The 16,295-nt window shown below is 62.6% G+C and carries 15 protein-coding genes and 1 pseudogene; 12 read left to right on the top strand and 4 right to left on the bottom strand.

Annotated features, from left to right (window positions below; translation table 11 throughout):
• Nucleotides 1-163: 163 nt before the first annotated feature.
• The gene (gene tyrS, locus KVY02_RS02175) at nt 164-1,363 is read right to left on the bottom strand and encodes a tyrosine--tRNA ligase (RefSeq protein ID WP_218314233.1); all 1,200 of its coding nucleotides are present in this window, start codon (nt 1,361-1,363) and stop codon (nt 164-166) included.
• A 115-nt stretch (nt 1,364-1,478) separates the two neighbouring features.
• Between tyrS and KVY02_RS02170 the strand changes: the two genes are divergently transcribed.
• On the top strand, nt 1,479-2,621 hold the full coding sequence (locus KVY02_RS02170) for an anhydro-N-acetylmuramic acid kinase (protein WP_218314232.1): 1,143 nt from the start codon (nt 1,479-1,481) through the stop codon (nt 2,619-2,621).
• Nucleotides 2,622-2,719: 98 nt separating this feature from the next.
• On the opposite strand, the pseudogene KVY02_RS02165 reads toward KVY02_RS02170, so the two are convergent.
• A pseudogene (locus KVY02_RS02165) lies at nt 2,720-3,055 on the bottom strand (ATPase, T2SS/T4P/T4SS family); the annotation flags it as partial.
• Nucleotides 3,056-3,089: 34 nt separating this feature from the next.
• Between KVY02_RS02165 and KVY02_RS02160 the strand changes: the two are divergent.
• From KVY02_RS02160 to KVY02_RS02135, 6 genes are all read left to right on the top strand, one after another.
• Complete coding sequence (locus KVY02_RS02160; RefSeq protein ID WP_218314231.1) at nt 3,090-3,788, top strand: YggS family pyridoxal phosphate-dependent enzyme; 699 nt, start codon at nt 3,090-3,092, stop codon at nt 3,786-3,788.
• Between the two features lie 68 nt (nt 3,789-3,856).
• Complete coding sequence (gene proC / locus KVY02_RS02155) at nt 3,857-4,684, top strand: pyrroline-5-carboxylate reductase (RefSeq protein ID WP_218314230.1); 828 nt, start codon at nt 3,857-3,859, stop codon at nt 4,682-4,684.
• 87 nt (nt 4,685-4,771) lie between these two features.
• Nucleotides 4,772-5,365: a YggT family protein gene (locus KVY02_RS02150; protein ID WP_081193576.1), complete on the top strand. Its 594-nt coding sequence runs from the start codon at nt 4,772-4,774 to the stop codon at nt 5,363-5,365.
• Nucleotides 5,366-5,420: 55 nt separating this feature from the next.
• Nucleotides 5,421-6,617: a homoserine O-succinyltransferase MetX gene (locus KVY02_RS02145; RefSeq protein ID WP_039181315.1), complete on the top strand. Its 1,197-nt coding sequence runs from the start codon at nt 5,421-5,423 to the stop codon at nt 6,615-6,617.
• Nucleotides 6,617-7,216: a methionine biosynthesis protein MetW gene (metW, locus tag KVY02_RS02140; RefSeq protein WP_016915945.1), complete on the top strand. Its 600-nt coding sequence runs from the start codon at nt 6,617-6,619 to the stop codon at nt 7,214-7,216. The genes KVY02_RS02145 and metW overlap by 1 nt, the downstream gene beginning before the upstream one ends.
• A 12-nt stretch (nt 7,217-7,228) precedes the next feature.
• Entirely contained in the window at nt 7,229-7,690 is a 462-nt protein-coding gene (locus KVY02_RS02135) for a DUF4426 domain-containing protein (RefSeq protein ID WP_081193570.1), read from the top strand.
• On the opposite strand, the gene sfsA is transcribed toward KVY02_RS02135, so the two are convergent.
• Both sfsA and KVY02_RS02125 read right to left on the bottom strand, forming a co-directional pair.
• Nucleotides 7,687-8,415, bottom strand: a complete 729-nt coding sequence (gene sfsA, locus KVY02_RS02130; protein ID WP_081138071.1) for a DNA/RNA nuclease SfsA — start codon at nt 8,413-8,415, stop codon at nt 7,687-7,689. The genes KVY02_RS02135 and sfsA overlap by 4 nt on opposite strands.
• Nucleotides 8,412-9,572 carry an aminotransferase class I/II-fold pyridoxal phosphate-dependent enzyme gene (locus KVY02_RS02125; protein WP_081138070.1) on the bottom strand — a complete coding sequence of 387 codons (1,161 nt, stop codon included), beginning with the start codon at nt 9,570-9,572 and terminating at the stop codon, nt 8,412-8,414. Before KVY02_RS02125 ends, sfsA begins: the two co-directional genes overlap by 4 nt.
• 201 nt (nt 9,573-9,773) lie before the next feature.
• On the opposite strand from KVY02_RS02125, the gene dksA reads away from it, so the two are divergent.
• The 5 genes from dksA (at nt 9,774) to KVY02_RS02100 (ending at nt 15,707) form a co-directional block, all read left to right on the top strand.
• The gene (dksA, locus tag KVY02_RS02120; protein WP_016915941.1) at nt 9,774-10,211 is read left to right on the top strand and encodes an RNA polymerase-binding protein DksA; all 438 of its coding nucleotides are present in this window, start codon (nt 9,774-9,776) and stop codon (nt 10,209-10,211) included.
• 120 nt (nt 10,212-10,331) lie between these two features.
• Nucleotides 10,332-11,231: a tRNA glutamyl-Q(34) synthetase GluQRS gene (gene gluQRS, locus KVY02_RS02115; RefSeq protein WP_081193564.1), complete on the top strand. Its 900-nt coding sequence runs from the start codon at nt 10,332-10,334 to the stop codon at nt 11,229-11,231.
• Nucleotide 11,232: 1 nt separating this feature from the next.
• Nucleotides 11,233-11,409 carry a hypothetical protein gene (locus KVY02_RS02110; protein WP_016915939.1) on the top strand — a complete coding sequence of 59 codons (177 nt, stop codon included), beginning with the start codon at nt 11,233-11,235 and terminating at the stop codon, nt 11,407-11,409.
• Nucleotides 11,399-14,344 (top strand): ATP-binding protein, encoded by a 2,946-nt coding sequence (locus KVY02_RS02105; RefSeq protein ID WP_218314229.1) that lies wholly within the window; start codon nt 11,399-11,401, stop codon nt 14,342-14,344. The genes KVY02_RS02110 and KVY02_RS02105 overlap by 11 nt, the downstream gene beginning before the upstream one ends.
• Nucleotides 14,322-15,707 (top strand): sigma-54-dependent transcriptional regulator, encoded by a 1,386-nt coding sequence (locus tag KVY02_RS02100; protein WP_218314228.1) that lies wholly within the window; start codon nt 14,322-14,324, stop codon nt 15,705-15,707. The genes KVY02_RS02105 and KVY02_RS02100 overlap by 23 nt, the downstream gene beginning before the upstream one ends.
• The last annotated feature ends 588 nt before the right edge of the window (nt 15,708-16,295 follow it).

Below are 16,295 nucleotides of genomic sequence, written 5' to 3'. Positions count from 1 at the left end.
AGCGATCAATCCAACCAACAGATGACACTAACTTCCTGACAAACCGAAGGTTTTTCAACCTTCTTCACCGCTGGTAACGCTTGGCGTCCCCGGCAGCGGATGCGTACTTTACGGATTCGCTGCCGGGTTGGCAAGGGGTATTTTGAAAAAGTTTTCAAAAAGTTCAAGCAAGCGTCACACGGGCGTAACGTTTCTTGCCTGCCTGGATGACGTACACCTTACCGATGGCCAGCATGGCATCTTGAGCAACGACCTCGCCATCGACCTTGACGCTGCCATTTTTCAGCATGTCCTTGGCCTGGGCGCTGTTCTTTGTCAGGCCGGAGCGATTCAGAACCGCGGCGATGGGCGCTTGCTCGCTGCCTTCGAAATCCACCGTCACTTCCGGCAGGTCTTCCGGCAGCTCACCCTCGGCCAGCTGGTTGCCCGCCGATTTATGCGCATTCGCGGCTGCTTCATCGCCGTGGTAACGGGCGATGAGTTCACGCGCCAGCTCCATCTTCACATCCCGAGGATTGGCACCCTGCTCCACGCTGAGCTTCAGCGCGGCGATCTCTTCGTTGGTTTTCAACGAGAGCAATTCAAAGTAGCGCCACATCAAGCTGTCAGGCATGGAGACCAGCTTGTTGAACATCGACCCCGGCGCTTCGTCCACGCCGACGTAGTTGCCCAGCGATTTGGACATCTTCTGGACGCCGTCCAGCCCTTCCAGCAGCGGCATGGTAATGACGACCTGTGGCTCCTGGCCAAAATGCTTCTGGATTTCACGCCCCATCAGCAAGTTGAACTTCTGGTCGGTACCGCCCAGCTCGATGTCGGCTTCCAGCGCAACCGAATCGTAGCCCTGCACCAGCGGGTAGAGGAATTCATGGATGGCGATGGGCTGATTGGCCTTGTAACGCTTCTCGAAGTCGTCACGCTCCAGCATGCGGGCCACGGTGCTTTGGGCGGCCAGCTCGATCATCTTCGCGGCGGTCAGCTCACCGAACCACTCCGCATTGAAACGGACTTCGGTCTTTTCAGGATCGAGGATCTTGAAAACCTGCTCTTTATAGGTTTCCGCATTCGCTTTGACATCGGCTTCGGTCAGCGGCTTGCGGGTGACGTTCTTGCCGGTGGGATCACCGATCCGACCGGTGAAGTCACCAATCAGGAAGATCACCGTGTGCCCCAGATCCTGGAACTGGCGCATTTTGGTGAGCAGCACGCTATGGCCGAGGTGCAGGTCGGGGGCGGTAGGATCGAATCCAGCCTTGATGCGCAGCTTGCGGCCCGACGCCAGTTTCTTGCGCAGCTCGTCTTCTACCAGGATTTCATGCGTACCTCGCGACAGCAGCGCTAACGCCTGATCCACCTCACTCATTGCCTCTCTCCATGTACTATATGCCGTATATAGGCGATTAACCGTGATAGCGGGCGATATTACCACGCCCCAAGGCACTGGTTGAGCCTTCACCCCGTTTTGGATGCATGGCGATATGAAAACTTCACCTCTCGCGTTACCGACCTTGTATGTCGGGCTGATGTCGGGCACCAGCCTGGACGGCATCGATGCCGCCCTCGTCGAAATAACGCCCCATACTCCTCCGACCCTGATCGGCACCACGGCGGTTGCCATGCCCGATGCGCTGCATGGGCAACTGCTACATTTATGCCACTCGTCGTCGGTGACGTTTGCCGAGCTGGCCGCTGCCGAAGATGCTTTCTGCCGCTTGCAAGCACGGGCCGTCAACACTCTGTTGGCAGAGCATGGCGTCGCTCACCACCAGATAGCGGCCATCGGCAGCCACGGCCAGACCATCGAACATGCCCCCGAGGGGCACCAGGGCGGGCCACGCTATACCTGGCAACTGGACAACCCGAGCCTGCTGGCAGAACTGACCGGCTGCGCCGTCGTGGCGGATTTTCGCCGTCGTGACCTGGCTGCAGGAGGCCAGGCGGCGCCCCTGGCTCCTGCGTTTCATCAGGCACTGTTCGGAGCACGGGCAGGTGAACAGCTGGTGCTCAACCTGGGCGGCTTTGCCAACCTTACCTGGCTATCGAGCCAACCAGGGCAGGCGGTGGTGGGGTTCGATACGGGGCCGGCCAATGTGCTGCTGGATGCCTGGTTTGGCCAGCATCATGCCGGTCGATTTGACCAACAGGGTGCCTGGGCAGCCAGTGGCCGCGTGGATACCGCACTGCTGGAGCGGCTGCTGCAAGAGCCCTTCTTTCAGCAGCCACCACCGCGCAGTACGGGTCGTGAGCTCTTCCACCTGGATTGGCTACAGCGCCACCTCACCGGTCACGAAGCGCCCTGCGACATTCAGGCAACGCTGGCGGAACTCACGGTGGCCAGTATCGCGCAAGGCATCGCCCAACTGCCGCTGGGCGATCAAAAAGCGACCCTGCTGGTCTGCGGAGGAGGCGCCCATAACGACCATTTGATGGAGAGGCTGGCGGCTCGCCTACCGCACATGGCGCTGGTATCACCGGCCACGCTGGGCTGGCCGGAAGATTGGATTGAAGCGGGTGCCTTTGCCTGGCTGGCCCATCAGCGCCTGCATGGGCTCCCCGGCAACCTGCCTTCCGTGACGGGTGCCAGCGGCCCGCGTGTACTGGGCGGTATTTACGCCGCCTGATACCGCGCCGCTACTCCTTGACCAACAGCGCTCCCTTGGCTCGGGTCTGAGCATCGCTCAGTGTGCCCCCCTGTCGCTTGAGGAGCGTCTGTAGCGACATCGATCATGGCCGCCAGCGTCGTGCTCTTGCCCGACCCCGTGGGCCCTGTCACCAGCACCAATCCCCGCGCCAGGTTGAAGGCATTGCCCCTGAAACGCGCAACGCCGGGCATCTCGAAAGACAAGTCGGCTTACAGATACTCTTCATAGTCGCGGCGCTGACGATCGTTCATGATGTCGTAGATCAATCGCCGAACGTCACTGTTTTCCATGGCGGGCACATTAAGCCGACGGATATCGCCATCAACACGTATCATGGGAGGCAAGCCTGCAGAAAGATGCAGGTCGGACGCATTCTGCTTTGCCGAGAATGCCAGCAGTTCGGTAATATCCATCTCTCTTTTCCCAGCTGCGGTAAGGTGTTTGAGTATGACAGACAACGCGCTTCCCGAGTCACTGGCCGCTGCGCGCGAACGCCTGGGCCAGGCGCTCGACCAGGCCGGGCGACCAGCGAACGGTGCAACGCTGCTGGCGGTGAGTAAAACCAAGCCCGCCAGCAGCGTGCGCCTGGCCTGGCAGCACGGCCAGCGGGCGTTTGGCGAAAACTACCTGCAGGAAGCGCTGGACAAGCAGGCGCAGTTGGCCGACCTGGAAGACATTGTCTGGCACTTCATTGGCCCGTTGCAATCCAACAAAACCCGGCCCGTGGCCGAACAGTTTGCCTGGGTACACAGCGTCGACCGCCTCAAGATTGCCAAGCGCCTGAGCGAACAGCGCCCGGCCCACCTGCCACCGCTGAATATCTGCCTGCAGGTCAATATCAGTCGCGAAGCCAGCAAATCCGGGGTACTACCGGAAGATGCGCTGGCCATGGCCCGGGAAATCGCGCCCCTGCCCGGCCTCGCCTTGCGGGGCCTCATGGCGATTCCCGCCCCGGCGGAAACGCAGGAAGCGCAGCGCAAACCGTTGGCTGAGCTACGGGCGCTGCTGGAAACGCTGCAGGCAGCCCTGCCCGACGCCCCTCTGGATACGCTCTCGATGGGCATGAGCGATGACCTCGAAGCCGCGATTCTGGAAGGTGCCACGCTGGTACGGCTGGGCACCGCCATTTTTGGCGCTCGGAGTTGACGGCGACCACCCGAACACGGCTTATTTTCTGCGGCACGCCGCAGCCATTTGCAAAAAAGGATACCCCCATGGCGAACAAGATCACCTTCATTGGCGCAGGCAACATGGCCAGCGCCATTATCGGCGGCCTGATCGACAGCGGTGTCGCGCCTGGCGACATCACCGCCACGGCCCCCAACGAGAGCGAGCTTTCAGCCCTGGCCTCGCGCCTGGGCATTCATACCCATACCGATAACAACGCGGCGGTGAGTGGCGCTGACGTGGTCGTCCTGGCCGTCAAGCCGCAAATCATGCGCGGCGTTTGTGAGGCCCTGCGCGATAGCGTCCAGCAGCAGGCACCGCTGGTCGTGTCAATTGCGGCAGGTCTGGACGCTGACACCATCGACCAGTGGCTAGGGGGTGGTAACGCCCTGGTACGCTGCATGCCCAACACGCCGTCCCTGGTCGGCATGGGCGCCAGCGGCCTCTACGCCAATCAGGCCGTCAGCGAGGCCCAGCGCGAACTGGCCACTCAGATGATGGAAGCAGTGGGTATCGTCGAGTGGGTCGAAGAAGAGCACCTGCTGAATGCCGTCACCGCCGTGTCCGGCAGCGCACCGGCCTATTTCTTCCTGATGTTCGAAGCCATGGAAGCAGCCGCCGTGGCACAGGGGCTTTCGGCCGCCACGGCGCGACGGCTGGCCATCCAGACCGCGTTGGGTGCCGCCACCATGGCCAAGCACAGCGACAAAGACCCCGCCACGCTGAAACAGAACGTGATGTCGCCGGGCGGCACCACCGAACGCGCCATTGCCCACATGGAAGAGGCCGAACTGAGAACCATCGTCGCTGATGCCATGCAAGCGTGTGCTCAGCGTGCCGACGCCATGGCCAAAGAGCTCGGCCAACACACATAATGCCTGCGTTACACACAGGATGACGTGCCTGATACGCCTTTAGCGTTTATTTTGCACACCAATACCAAGATCGAAGGAGAGGCAGTAATGGGAAGCCAACTGGGCAGCGCGGGGCTAATGCTCGTCAATACACTGATCAATATCTATCTGTTTCTGTTGATGCTGCGTTTCTTGCTGCAGGCGTCACGGGCCGATTACTACAACCCCCTGAGCCAGTCGGTGGTCAAGATCACCCAGCCGGTGGTAGGGTTGTTCCAGGGCGTCCTGGGCCCCGTGGCAGGTCGCTTCGACATGGCCACCCTTGCGGCAGGATTCGTCTTGAAGGTCGTCAGCATCGTGGCCATCTTCATGGTCATTGACCTGGGCATGCCGCCGATTCCCGGCCTGTTGATTGCCGGGGTAGCGGCCCTGGCCAATGCCATCCTGAAGATTTACTTCTTTGCCATGATCGTCATGATCATCCTGAGCTGGGTGGCTCCCAATGCCAGTCATCCAGGCGCGCTGCTGGTCATGCAGCTGGTAGAGCCCATCATGGCTCCCGTGCGCAAGGTCATCCCGCCGCTGGGCATGATCGACCTGTCACCCATCGTGGTGTTCATCGCCATCAACCTGGTCGATGGGCTGGTGGTTGGCGCGCTGATCCGCGCGGCGGGAATCTCGGGCGCGCTGGTCGGCCTCTGAGGCTGGTCGTCGCGTCTTTTTGAGCAGGATCCATTTTGCAGGACTAGCGCTTTCGATGCCTGATTCAGACACTCTTGCTTTTGCTGACCGGCCAGCGGACTCCGTGGGTCTGGTCACACCACACGTTGCCAAATTTGATACGCCGCTACCGCTTGCCTGCGGCAAGACGCTGCCAGAATACGAGCTGATCTATGAAACCTACGGCACGCTCAACGCCGAGCGCTCCAACGCGGTACTGATCTGTCACGCACTCTCCGGCCACCACCATGCGGCGGGCTACCACTCTGCCGAGGACCGCAAGCCCGGCTGGTGGGATGCCCATATCGGCCCGGGCAAATCCATCGACACCAACCGTTTCTTCGTGGTGTCGCTGAACAACCTGGGCGGCTGCCACGGCAGTACCGGCCCCGTCAGCCATAACCCAGACACCGGTCGCCAGTGGGGGCCTGACTTCCCCGTGATCACGGTCAACGACTGGGTGGCCAGTCAGGCGCGCCTGGCCGACCACCTGGGCATCGAGCGCTGGGCTGCGGCCGTGGGTGGCAGCCTGGGCGGCATGCAGGTGCTGCAGTGGAGCATCACGTACCCGGAGCGAGTGGCCAATGCGGTTATCATTGCCGCCACGCCCCGCCTGTCGGCCCAGAACATCGCCTTCAACGAGGTGGCTCGTCAGGCCATTCGCTCCGACCCGGAGTTCTTCGATGGCTGGTACGCAGAGCACGACACGGTGCCCAGGCGGGGCCTGAAGCTGGCGCGGATGGTCGGTCATATCACTTACCTCTCCGAAGACGCCATGGGCAGCAAGTTTGGCCGCGACCTGCGCAGCGACGACCTGAATTTCGGCTTCGATGTCGAGTTCCAGGTGGAGTCCTACCTGCGTTATCAGGGCGATACTTTCTCCACCGCCTTCGATGCCAATACCTATCTGCTGATGACCAAGGCGCTGGACTACTTCGACCCTGCCGCCCGCCACGGGGGCGACCTTGCCCAGGCGCTGGCCCCGGCCCAATGTCCTTTCCTGATCGTCAGCTTCACCACCGACTGGCGCTTCCCGCCCTCGCGTTCCCGTGAGCTGGTGGATGCCCTGACCCAGGCGGGCAAATCGGTCAGCTATGCCAATATCGACTCCCCTCACGGCCACGACGCCTTCCTGCTGCCTGAACCCCGCTACCACGCGCTGTTCAGTGCCTTCATGGGTCGCGTCGCTCGCGAGCTGAAGATCGACGCCGTCGCCAAGAAGGAGGCTCGTTAATGCGCACCGACCTGGAATTGATCTATGACTGGGTGCCCCACGGCGCCCGTATCCTCGACCTGGCCTGCGGCGACGGCACGCTGCTGGAGCGGCTGGCCAACGAGAAACAGGTCTCCGGTTACGGGCTGGAGATCGACCCGGAGGGCATCACCCAGTGTGTGGCCAAGGGGGTCAGCGTGATCGAGCACAACCTGGACGACGGCCTGGCCAGCTTCGGCGACAACAGCTACGACCAGGTCATCATGACGCAGGCCTTGCAGGCACTGCGCCGCCCGGACAAGATGCTCGATGAGATGCTGCGGGTGGCGGAGGAAGGCATCATTACCTTCCCCAACTTTGCCTACTGGCGTCACCGCGTCCACCTGGGGGTGCGCGGTTACATGCCGGTATCGAAATCGCTGCCCCACGCCTGGTACGACACGCCCAACATTCACCTGTCGACCTTCAATGACTTCGAGCACCTCTGTGGTGAGAAGGGGCTGGTGATCGTGGACCGCGCCGTGGGCGTGGGCGACCACAAAGGACACTGGACATCCAAATGGTGGCCGAATCTGTTTGGCGAAATTGCCATCTTCAGGGTTCGCCGCCGCCCATCGTAGAGGAGAACCGCCATGGCGATGGCAAGACTGCGCCGCAGCCTCGCGCTGCTGACACTATTGGGTCTGCTGCTGATGTCGACCCAGGCCACGGCAGAACAGTGGGTCGAAGTGGGCGATTATGAAATTCACTACAGCGCCATCGCCACGCGGCATCTGAGCCCGGAAGTCGCTCAAGCCCACCGCATCCAGCGCAGCGCCGGGCACGGGCTGGTCAACGTGGCCGTGCGCCAGCGCCAGCCCGATGGCACGACGCGCCCGGTCATGGCCAACGTCCAGGGCAGCGCCGGAGGACTGAATGACGCCGGGGAGTCTCTCGGCTTTCGCAATGTCCGCGACGGCGATGCCACCTACCACATTGCGCTGTTCAGCCTGCGCCATGACGAACCCATGCGCTTCGACCTGGAAGTGCGCCACGACCGCAATGCGCCCCCGCAGCCGGTCAGCTTTATCCAGCGCTTCTACATCGAGCGTTAGGCCCGCACCGTCAGCGCCCGGTTCAAACGTGCAGTGAAAGGCGCTGCGTCGCGCCACTCGAGACGAATGCCGTAGGCCAGCACATCGACGCCCGCCGCCATGGCCTCGGCCAGCGCGGTCGCGTAAACGGGGTCGATGTGGGCCGCTGGAGCCACGTCCTCGATCCCTTCATGGGCGACGCAAAACAGCAGCACCGCCCGTTCACCCTGCTGGGCCAGCGCCGTCAGATGATGCAAATGCCGCGTGCCACGCTCACTGACCGAATCCGGGAAATAGCCGTGGCCATCGTCCTCCTTGAGCGTTACCTGCTTGACCTCGACATAGACCGCCCCCTTCACCGGGTCGTCGAGGCGAAAATCGAGCCGCGCATCGGCTACTTTCACCTCACGCGTCAGCGTGGCGTAGTCTGCCAGAGGGGGGATGTCTCCCGCCTGTATGGCCGACTCGACCAACCGATTGGCCCGCCCGGTGTGCACCGAGGCCAGCGCCAGCGCGCCGTCCGGCTGGGGCAGCGCAATCCACTCCCAGGTCCAGGCCAGCTTGCGCTTGGGGTTGTCGCTGGGCGATAGCCATACCCGAGCCCCCGGCACGTTGACCGCCTTCATCGAACCGGTATTGGGGCAGTGCGCCACCACCTCTTCGCCGCTGTCCAGCCGCACATCGGCCAGAAAACGCTTGTAGCGGCGCAGCAGCGTACCCGGCACCAGCGTGGGGTAGTGCATCATAAGCGACCTAAGAAGCGGGCCAGGCGCTCCATGGCTTCCTGAAGCCTGGGCACTTCATTGGTGAACGCGATTCGCACATGGTGCTCTCCGCCCTGGACGGCAAAGTCGATCCCCGGAGTGATGGCCACGTTCTCCTCTTGCAGCAGGCGTTCGCAAAAGGCCTGGCTGTCGCGGCTGTAGCGAGCAATATCCAACCATACATAAAACGCCCCCTGGGGTGGCAGGTCCGGCGCCAGCCCCAGCGCCGCCAGGCCATCCAGCAACACCTGACGCCGCTGCCTGAGGGTGGCCCGACGGGTTTCGAGAATATCGCGACACTCCGGCGTGAAGGCCGCCAGCGCCGCATGCTGGGAGGGCGTCGGCGCAGCCAGAAACACGTTCTGCGCCAGCCGCGTGAGTGGCTCGACCGCCTGCTCGGGCGCCACCAGCCACCCCAGCCGCCAGCCCGTCATGCCGAAGTACTTGGAAAAGCTGTTCACCACAAACGCATTCTCCGATAGCGACAGAGCCGACAGCGGGGCATCGTCGTAATTCAGCCCCTGATAGATTTCGTCGACGATGAGATCGCCGCCCTTGGCGGCCACCGTCTGCATGACCTCCCTTAGCGCGGTAGCGCTGAGCGTATGCCCGGTGGGGTTGGAAGGCGTGGCCAGCATCGCCAGCCGCGTATCGGGCTGCCAGTGACGTTCGACCAGCGGTGCGGTCAGCTGCCAGCCGCTGTCACGACCCACCGGTACGCTGTCGATGTGGGCACCGGCCAGCGCCATGAAGTGGCGATTGCACGGGTAATTGGGGTCGGCCATCAGCACGCGCTGACCGCTTTCCACCAGCAGCTGGCTGGCCAGCAGCAGGGCACCGGACGCGCCGGGGGTCACCAGAATCCGCGCCGGGTCCACCGTTGCCCCAAAGTGCTGGGCATAATGGTCGGCAATCGCTTCACGCAGTGAGGCCAGCCCCGCCGCCGGTGTATAGCGTGTACGGCCTTCCGCTAGCGCCTGCTGCCCTGCCGCCACGATGGGGGCTGGCGTGGCAAAATCGGGTTCTCCTACCTCCAGGTGGATGACATCATGACCCGCCGCCTCACGCGCCTGCGCCATTTCCAATAAGTGCATCACGCGAAAAGGTGCGACGTGTTCCACACGCGTATTCCAGGCCATAACGGTTCCTTTTCCTAGCAGTAGTCAAAACATGACCCATGGCGTACAAGATGTAGGACCATGGTCGAAAACGCACTATTATGCTTGCATCACAGCTAATTTTCAGCTAAACAAGCACCCCTTTGGCGTGCGATCGTGACACACGCACATGGTCGATCAGCAGTCACAACGTTCAGTAGTCACAACGTAAGGGGCACTCCCATGCCAGTAGCGGAAAAGAAATCGGAAGCGTCCAAGTCCTTCATCCCGTACGAGCCGGCACCGGGTGAAGAGTATATGAACGAGAAGCAGCTCGCGCACTTCCGCCAGCTGCTTCTGGACTGGAAACAGGACCTCATGGAAGAGGTGGATCGTACCGTACGCCACCTGCAGGAAGACGCCAATAACTACGCCGACCCCGCCGACCGCGCGACCCAGGAAGAAGGCTTCAGCCTGGAACTGCGTACTCGGGATCGTGAGCGCAAGTTGCTGAAAAAGATCAACGAAACCATCGAAAAGATCGATGAAGACGACTACGGCTTCTGCGAGGCCTGCGGAGTCGAGATCGGTATTCGCCGCCTCGAAGCACGCCCGACGGCCACGCTGTGCGTCGACTGCAAAACGCTGGCCGAGCTGAAAGAGAAGCAGCTGGGCGGTTGACACCGCGGCCACCGCAACATGAGTGACGGCCGCTGACGGGCACCCTTGAGGTGCCCGTTTTTGTTTGTCATCTTGTGTCTTTCCACGCTTGTGCTCTTTGATTGCCAGAAACGGGTTGCCATGACCGCTACCGCTTCCTATCGCGGGCGTTTTGCCCCTACGCCCTCCGGCCCTTTGCATCTTGGCTCACTGGTGGCCGCCCTGGGTAGCTATCTGGACGCCCGTGCCGCCGGTGGCCAATGGCTGGTACGCATAGAAGACATCGACCCGCCACGCTGCCCAGACGGCGCCGACCGCACCATTCTGCAGCAGCTGGAAAGGTTCGGCTTGTATTGGGACGAAGCGGTCTGCTGGCAGCACACCCGCTCAGACGCCTATCAGCGAGCGCTGGAGCAGCTGATCACCCAGCGCCTCGCCTACCCCTGCAGCTGTTCGAGAAAGCAGTGGCAGAATTTCGACGTCTATCCTGGCTGGTGCCGAGACGGCGTGCGCGACGCGACCAAACCTATTGCCTGGCGGCTGCGCAGCGACCTCGGCCAGCGCCCTGTCGTCTGGCAGGACCGCCTGTTTGGTCGCCAGCAGTTCGACCCGGCGGCGCTGGGCGACGTGGTGCTCAAGCGTAAGGATGCCTTGTGGGCCTATCAGCTGGCGGTCGTGGTCGATGATGCAGACCAGGCCATCACCGATATCGTGCGCGGCTACGACCTGCTCGACAACACCCCCTGGCAGCGCCAACTGCAAGCGGCACTGGGCCATGCCACGCCGCGCTACCTGCACCTGCCGCTGGTGGTATCTGCGGATGGCCAGAAGCTCTCCAAACAGAACCTGGCCCCGCCGCTGGCCGATGCACCAGACGCCGTGCGCCGCCAGCTGCACCAGGCGCTCACGCTGCTCGACCAGGCGCCCCCGGCAACCCTGGCAAGCGAGCCAGTCGACACTCAACTGCAGTGGGCCATTGCCCACTGGTCGCCCGAGCGCCTGACGCCCCACGCCCACCGGCCCACGCCCGAGGAGTCCTGACATGTACGTTTACCGCATCATGCTGTTTCTGGTGTTTGGCGGCTATCTGCTGTCGCCTCTGTTCATGAACGGCTGGGGCGACCCGGACACGGCCTGGTATCGCCCTTTCGCCATCTGGGGTGGCCTGATCGCCCTGACCCTATGGCTTGAACAGAAGAGGAAGCTGGATGAGCGTTGAGCTAGCGGGGGTTGCCCTGCTGGGCCTGGGCTACCTCGGCCTGCTGCTGGCCTGCGGCATGGCCGTCGAGCGCGGCCGGGTACCTATTCGGGTCACTCGTCACCCCATGGTCTACACCCTGGCGCTAGGGGTCTATGCCAGCGCATGGGCGGTCTACGGTAGCGTCGAGATGGCTTCCAAGGCCGGTTTCGGCTACCTGGCCTACTACCTGGGCGCGGCCGGTGCCTTCTTGCTGGCACCGGTACTGCTGGTGCCCATCCAGCGTATCACCCGCACTTACCAGCTCTCATCTCTGGCCGACCTGTTTGCGTTCCGCTATCGGTCACGCTGGGCCGGTACGCTGGTCACGCTGCTGAGCCTGGCGGCCGTCCTGCCCTTGCTGGGCATTCAGGTGCAGACCCTCAGCGACACCATTGCCCTGCTCTCGGGCAGCCATTACAGCGGGGGCGTCACGCTGCTGCTCTGCGCCGCTATCGCTGCCTGCGCGGTGCTGTTTGGTGCCCGCCATAGCCACCGCCAGCGCCACGATACGCTGCTGACCGTGATTGCCTTCGAATCGGTGATCAAGCTGCTGGCCATGCTGGGGCTTGGCGTGATTGCGCTGTGGTGGGTGTTCGATGGCCCCCAGGACCTGCAGCGCTGGCTGGAAGGCCCAGGGGCCGCCGTGCAGGCCGCCACCCCGCAGCTGGAAGCGCCACAGTGGAGAACCCTGCTGCTGCTGTTTTTTGCCGCCGCTTTCCTGATGCCGCACCTGTTTCAGATCACCTTCGCCGAAAGCCTCTCACGGCACACTCTGCTTCAGGCCAGCTGGTCACTGCCACTGTTTCTGCTGCTGATGGCGCTGCCCGTCCCGCTGATCTTATGGGCAGCCCAATCGACCCAGCCCGACGTGCCCGTCGCGGCCTACGCCGCCTATCTGATGACCGAGCACTGGTGGGTCGGTGCGCTGGCTTTCATCGGCGGCCTGGCCGCAGCCAGCGGTACCATGATGATGATTGCGCTGGCGCTGTCGGGCATGGTGCTGAATCACCTAGTGCTCGTAGCCCGGCCGCCGGAAGCGCGCAGCGACCTCTATGGCTGGCTGCTGTGGCTACGTCGCGCGCTGGTGGTTGCGGTGATTGCCGGAGGCTGGCTGTTCGCCGAAAGCCTGGGCCGCTATCACTCCCTCACCAGCCTGGGGCTGGCCGCCTTCGTGGGCATGGCCCAGTGCCTGCCGGGCATGCTGGCGCTGCTCTACTGGCCCGGCGCCAATCGCAAGGGCACCCTGGCGGGATTGGTCGGCGGCATCGTCATCTGGCTGTGGGGGCTTTGGCTGCCCCTGCTGCTCAACACCCCGCTGCCCGCCCTGCCCTTCACCCCGCTGATGAGCGCCGATGACCCTGCCTGGTTCAGCGTCACGCTGATCTCGCTGGCCATCAATATCGTTCTGCTGATGGTGGTATCGCTGTTCACGCGCATGTCCGAAGGCGAAAGCTCGTCTGCCGAGGCCTGCTCGGTGGACGCGGTCATCCGTTCCAAGCGCCTGCCGCTGGAGGCCGCCACCGCCGGTGATTTCACCGCACACCTGGCCCAGGCGCTGGGCGAGGAAGCCGCTGGCCGTGAGGTCAGTCGCGCCCTGAAGGCGCTCAACCTGACACCTCAGGAGCGCCGCCCCTACGCACTGCGCCGCCTGCGTGATCGTATCCAGGCCAACTTGTCCGGGCTCATGGGGCCTTCGGTGGCGCGCGATATCGTGGACCGCTACCTGCCCTATCGCCACGACGATGCACCGGTCACCGACGACATTCACTTCGTCGAAAGCCGCCTGGAAGCCTACCGTTCACGGCTGACCGGGCTGGCCCGCGAACTGGACGGTCTGCGCCGCCACCACCGCCAGACGCTGGCGTATCTCCCCGTCGGGCTTTGCGTACTGGGTGACGACGACGAACTCCTGATGTGGAATCAGGCGCTGTCGCAGCTCTCGGGTATCAGTGGAGACAGCGTGATCGGCTCACGCCGCGACAGCCTGCCCGCACCCTGGCCGGAACTGCTGGGCAGCGTACTGGAAGCAGACCAGACCCCGCTTTACAAGCAGGCCGTCTCGCTGCACGGCAAGGATTACTTTCTCACCCTGCATAAAGCGGTTCTGAGTGGCCATGACAGCCGTGGCGGCAGCGTGGTGCTGGTCGAAGACCACACCGAAATGAAGTGGCTGGAAGAGGAACTCGTGCACGCCGCGCGGCTGGCCTCGATTGGCCAACTGGCCGCCGGCGTGGCCCATGAGATCGGCAATCCGATTACCGGCATCTCATCGCTGGCCCAAAACCTGCGCTACGACACCGAGGACCCAGCACTGCTGGAAACCGCCGACCAGATCCAACAGCTGACCCAGCGCGTAACCCGCATCGTCAACTCGCTGGTCGGCTTTGCCCATGGCGGCCGAGCTGCCCTGCCCCAGCCCGCCGCTCCGGTCGCCCTGGCCAGCGTCAGCGACGATGCCTTGCACTTGATCCACCTGGCCCGCTCAGGGGAGGATGTGCGCTTTACCAATGCGTGCGCGGATGACATTGTGGTGCGTGGTGACGCCCAGCGGCTAACCCAGGTGATGGTCAACCTGCTGAGCAATGCCAAGGATGCCTGTGCCCCACAAGGCAGCGTGGTGATCGAGGCTGGCCACCAGGCCAACCACGCCTGGTGGCGCGTGACCGACGACGGCCACGGCATCGACGACAGCGTCAAACACCGGCTGTTCGAACCGTTCACCACCACGAAACCGGCAGGCGAAGGTACCGGGCTTGGGTTATCGTTGGCGTATCAAATCATCAATGAGCACCAAGGCAACATAGAAGTGGCTTCGCCACCTCCCGGACAGCCTCGCGGCACGGCCATCACGCTATGGCTCCCGCTTTACCGACAGGATGATCACTTGCCCCATGCCCCGGATACTGATTGTTGAAGATGAAGCGATTATTCGCAGCGCCCTCAAGCGCCTGCTGGAGCGTCATGACTATCGCGTCAGCGAGGCCGCCAGCGTCGAGGAAGCCCGCGAGCTCCCCCCCAGCGACTTCGATCTGGTGATCAGCGATCTGCGCCTGCCAGGGGAACCGGGCACGGCGCTGATCGCCCTGGCCGCCCCGGCCCCGGTGCTCATCATGACCAGCTATGCCAGCATGCGCTCGGCGGTGGATGCCTTGAAGCAGGGCGCCGTGGATTACGTGGCCAAGCCGTTTGACCATACCGAACTGCTGGAAACCGTCGAGCGCATTCTGCACAAGCAATCCATGCAGCAGGGCACTCCCCCGGACATCACCGACGATGGCGGTGGCAGGCAGACGATGATCGGTGATTGCAGCGCCATGCAGCAGGTCTATACGCGCATTCGCAAAACGGCGCCCGCCGATGTCACCGTGCTGATCCAGGGCGAGTCCGGCACCGGCAAGGAGCTGGTCGCCCGCGCCATTCATCAACAGAGCAAGCGTGCCAAGGCACCGTTGATCTGCGTGAACTGCGCGGCGATCCCCGAAACTCTGATCGAGTCCGAACTGTTTGGCCATGAAAAGGGAGCCTTTACCGGCGCCAGCGCCGCCCGCACCGGGTTGGTGGAAGCCGCGGACGGCGGGACGCTGTTTCTGGATGAAATTGGTGAACTGCCGCTGGACGCCCAGGCCCGACTCTTGCGGGTGCTGCAAGAGGGCGAGATCCGCAAGATTGGCTCGGTCGAAACACGCCACGTGGATGTGCGCCTGATTGCCGCCACCCACCGGGACCTGCGCGCCCTCTCCAGGAGCGGCGAATTCCGGCTCGACCTCTACTACCGCCTGAACGTCATGCAGATTGCCCTGCCGCCGCTGCGGGAGCGCGAGGATGACGTGCTGCAGATTGCCGACATTCTGCTGGAGAAAGCGTGCAAGCGACATGAGCGGCCGGGGCTGAGGCTTTCACGGGCGGCACGCCAGGACCTGCGCGACTACCCATGGCCCGGTAACGTGCGCGAGCTGGAAAATGCCCTGGAGCGCGGCGTCATTCTGGCCGAGGGGCATCTGATCCATCCTGACGACCTGGGGCTTGGTCCAGTGACCAATCGCCCGGCGCCGTCCCCCACCGCCAGCGTCACACCCACGGCTCCTGCCAGCGACGGTGAACCGGAACCCAACGAGGACGACCTCTCTCTGGAGGACTATTTTCAGCACTTCGTGCTGGAGCATCAGGACCAGATGAGCGAAACGGAGCTGGCACAGAAGCTGGGCATCAGCCGCAAGAACCTCTGGGAAAGGCGTCAACGGCTAGGGATTCCCCGTAAAAAAACGACACGCCGATAAACTTAAGTCGACAATAAGACTAACGTCCAATAGATTGATTTGCATAAGAATTATCCAAAAACCGTTACCCCTTCACTGTTACCTTCCCACACAACGACTCGGCAAAAAGGGCAATTTCGGGGTAACACTTCCTGTGCGGATAAGTTCCCTGGCCCGCCTTTAAAACGCCAAGCCCATGAAAAATAAACGCTATCTGATAGGTGGCACAGCGAGTGCAATATTACTCAGCAAGAAGAACAAACTGGGCCACGCGGCAGTCGCTAACAAAAACAACATGACGCCGCCCCCACCTGAGCCACAACAAGAACAACAGGGCCAGGTAGAGATAACGGTACTAACAAGAACAACAGGCTCGAGTCTCACTACTTGTAAGCACAGGGTTTGCAAACACGGCGCAGACCCTGATGTGACAACAAAAACAACAGCAACCTACAAGTGCCCAAATAAGGACGCGACGTACACAAAAAGCTGCACCCCAACAACAATAACAGCAGCATAGGTGTACACCCCCGGAGCCAATAACAACTCGCCGGGAGAGAAAAGTTCGCGGTTGGATTATTGTTTTGAATACGAGGCGGTCGGAATCAG

The sequence above is a fragment of the Halomonas sp. 18071143 genome, assembly GCF_019211725.1.
In the GTDB taxonomy this organism is placed as follows: domain Bacteria; phylum Pseudomonadota; class Gammaproteobacteria; order Pseudomonadales; family Halomonadaceae; genus Vreelandella; species Vreelandella stevensii.
Note: the sequence above shows the minus strand (reverse complement) of the source record. Positions and strands in the feature narration are given on the sequence as shown.

Bases quoted from the DNA above. Each gene is read 5' to 3' on its own strand.
- tyrS (WP_218314233.1), bottom strand. From the start codon at position 1,363: ATGAGTGAGGTGGATCAGGCGTTAGCGCTGCTGTCGCGAGGTACGCAT.
- KVY02_RS02170 (WP_218314232.1), top strand. From the start codon at position 1,479: ATGAAAACTTCACCTCTCGCGTTACCGACCTTGTATGTCGGGCTGATG.
- KVY02_RS02160 (WP_218314231.1), top strand. From the start codon at position 3,090: ATGACAGACAACGCGCTTCCCGAGTCACTGGCCGCTGCGCGCGAACGC.
- proC (WP_218314230.1), top strand. From the start codon at position 3,857: ATGGCGAACAAGATCACCTTCATTGGCGCAGGCAACATGGCCAGCGCC.
- KVY02_RS02150 (WP_081193576.1), top strand. From the start codon at position 4,772: ATGGGAAGCCAACTGGGCAGCGCGGGGCTAATGCTCGTCAATACACTG.
- KVY02_RS02145 (WP_039181315.1), top strand. From the start codon at position 5,421: ATGCCTGATTCAGACACTCTTGCTTTTGCTGACCGGCCAGCGGACTCC.
- metW (WP_016915945.1), top strand. From the start codon at position 6,617: ATGCGCACCGACCTGGAATTGATCTATGACTGGGTGCCCCACGGCGCC.
- KVY02_RS02135 (WP_081193570.1), top strand. From the start codon at position 7,229: ATGGCGATGGCAAGACTGCGCCGCAGCCTCGCGCTGCTGACACTATTG.
- sfsA (WP_081138071.1), bottom strand. From the start codon at position 8,415: ATGATGCACTACCCCACGCTGGTGCCGGGTACGCTGCTGCGCCGCTAC.
- KVY02_RS02125 (WP_081138070.1), bottom strand. From the start codon at position 9,572: ATGGCCTGGAATACGCGTGTGGAACACGTCGCACCTTTTCGCGTGATG.
- dksA (WP_016915941.1), top strand. From the start codon at position 9,774: ATGCCAGTAGCGGAAAAGAAATCGGAAGCGTCCAAGTCCTTCATCCCG.
- gluQRS (WP_081193564.1), top strand. From the start codon at position 10,332: ATGACCGCTACCGCTTCCTATCGCGGGCGTTTTGCCCCTACGCCCTCC.
- KVY02_RS02110 (WP_016915939.1), top strand. From the start codon at position 11,233: ATGTACGTTTACCGCATCATGCTGTTTCTGGTGTTTGGCGGCTATCTG.
- KVY02_RS02105 (WP_218314229.1), top strand. From the start codon at position 11,399: ATGAGCGTTGAGCTAGCGGGGGTTGCCCTGCTGGGCCTGGGCTACCTC.
- KVY02_RS02100 (WP_218314228.1), top strand. From the start codon at position 14,322: ATGCCCCGGATACTGATTGTTGAAGATGAAGCGATTATTCGCAGCGCC.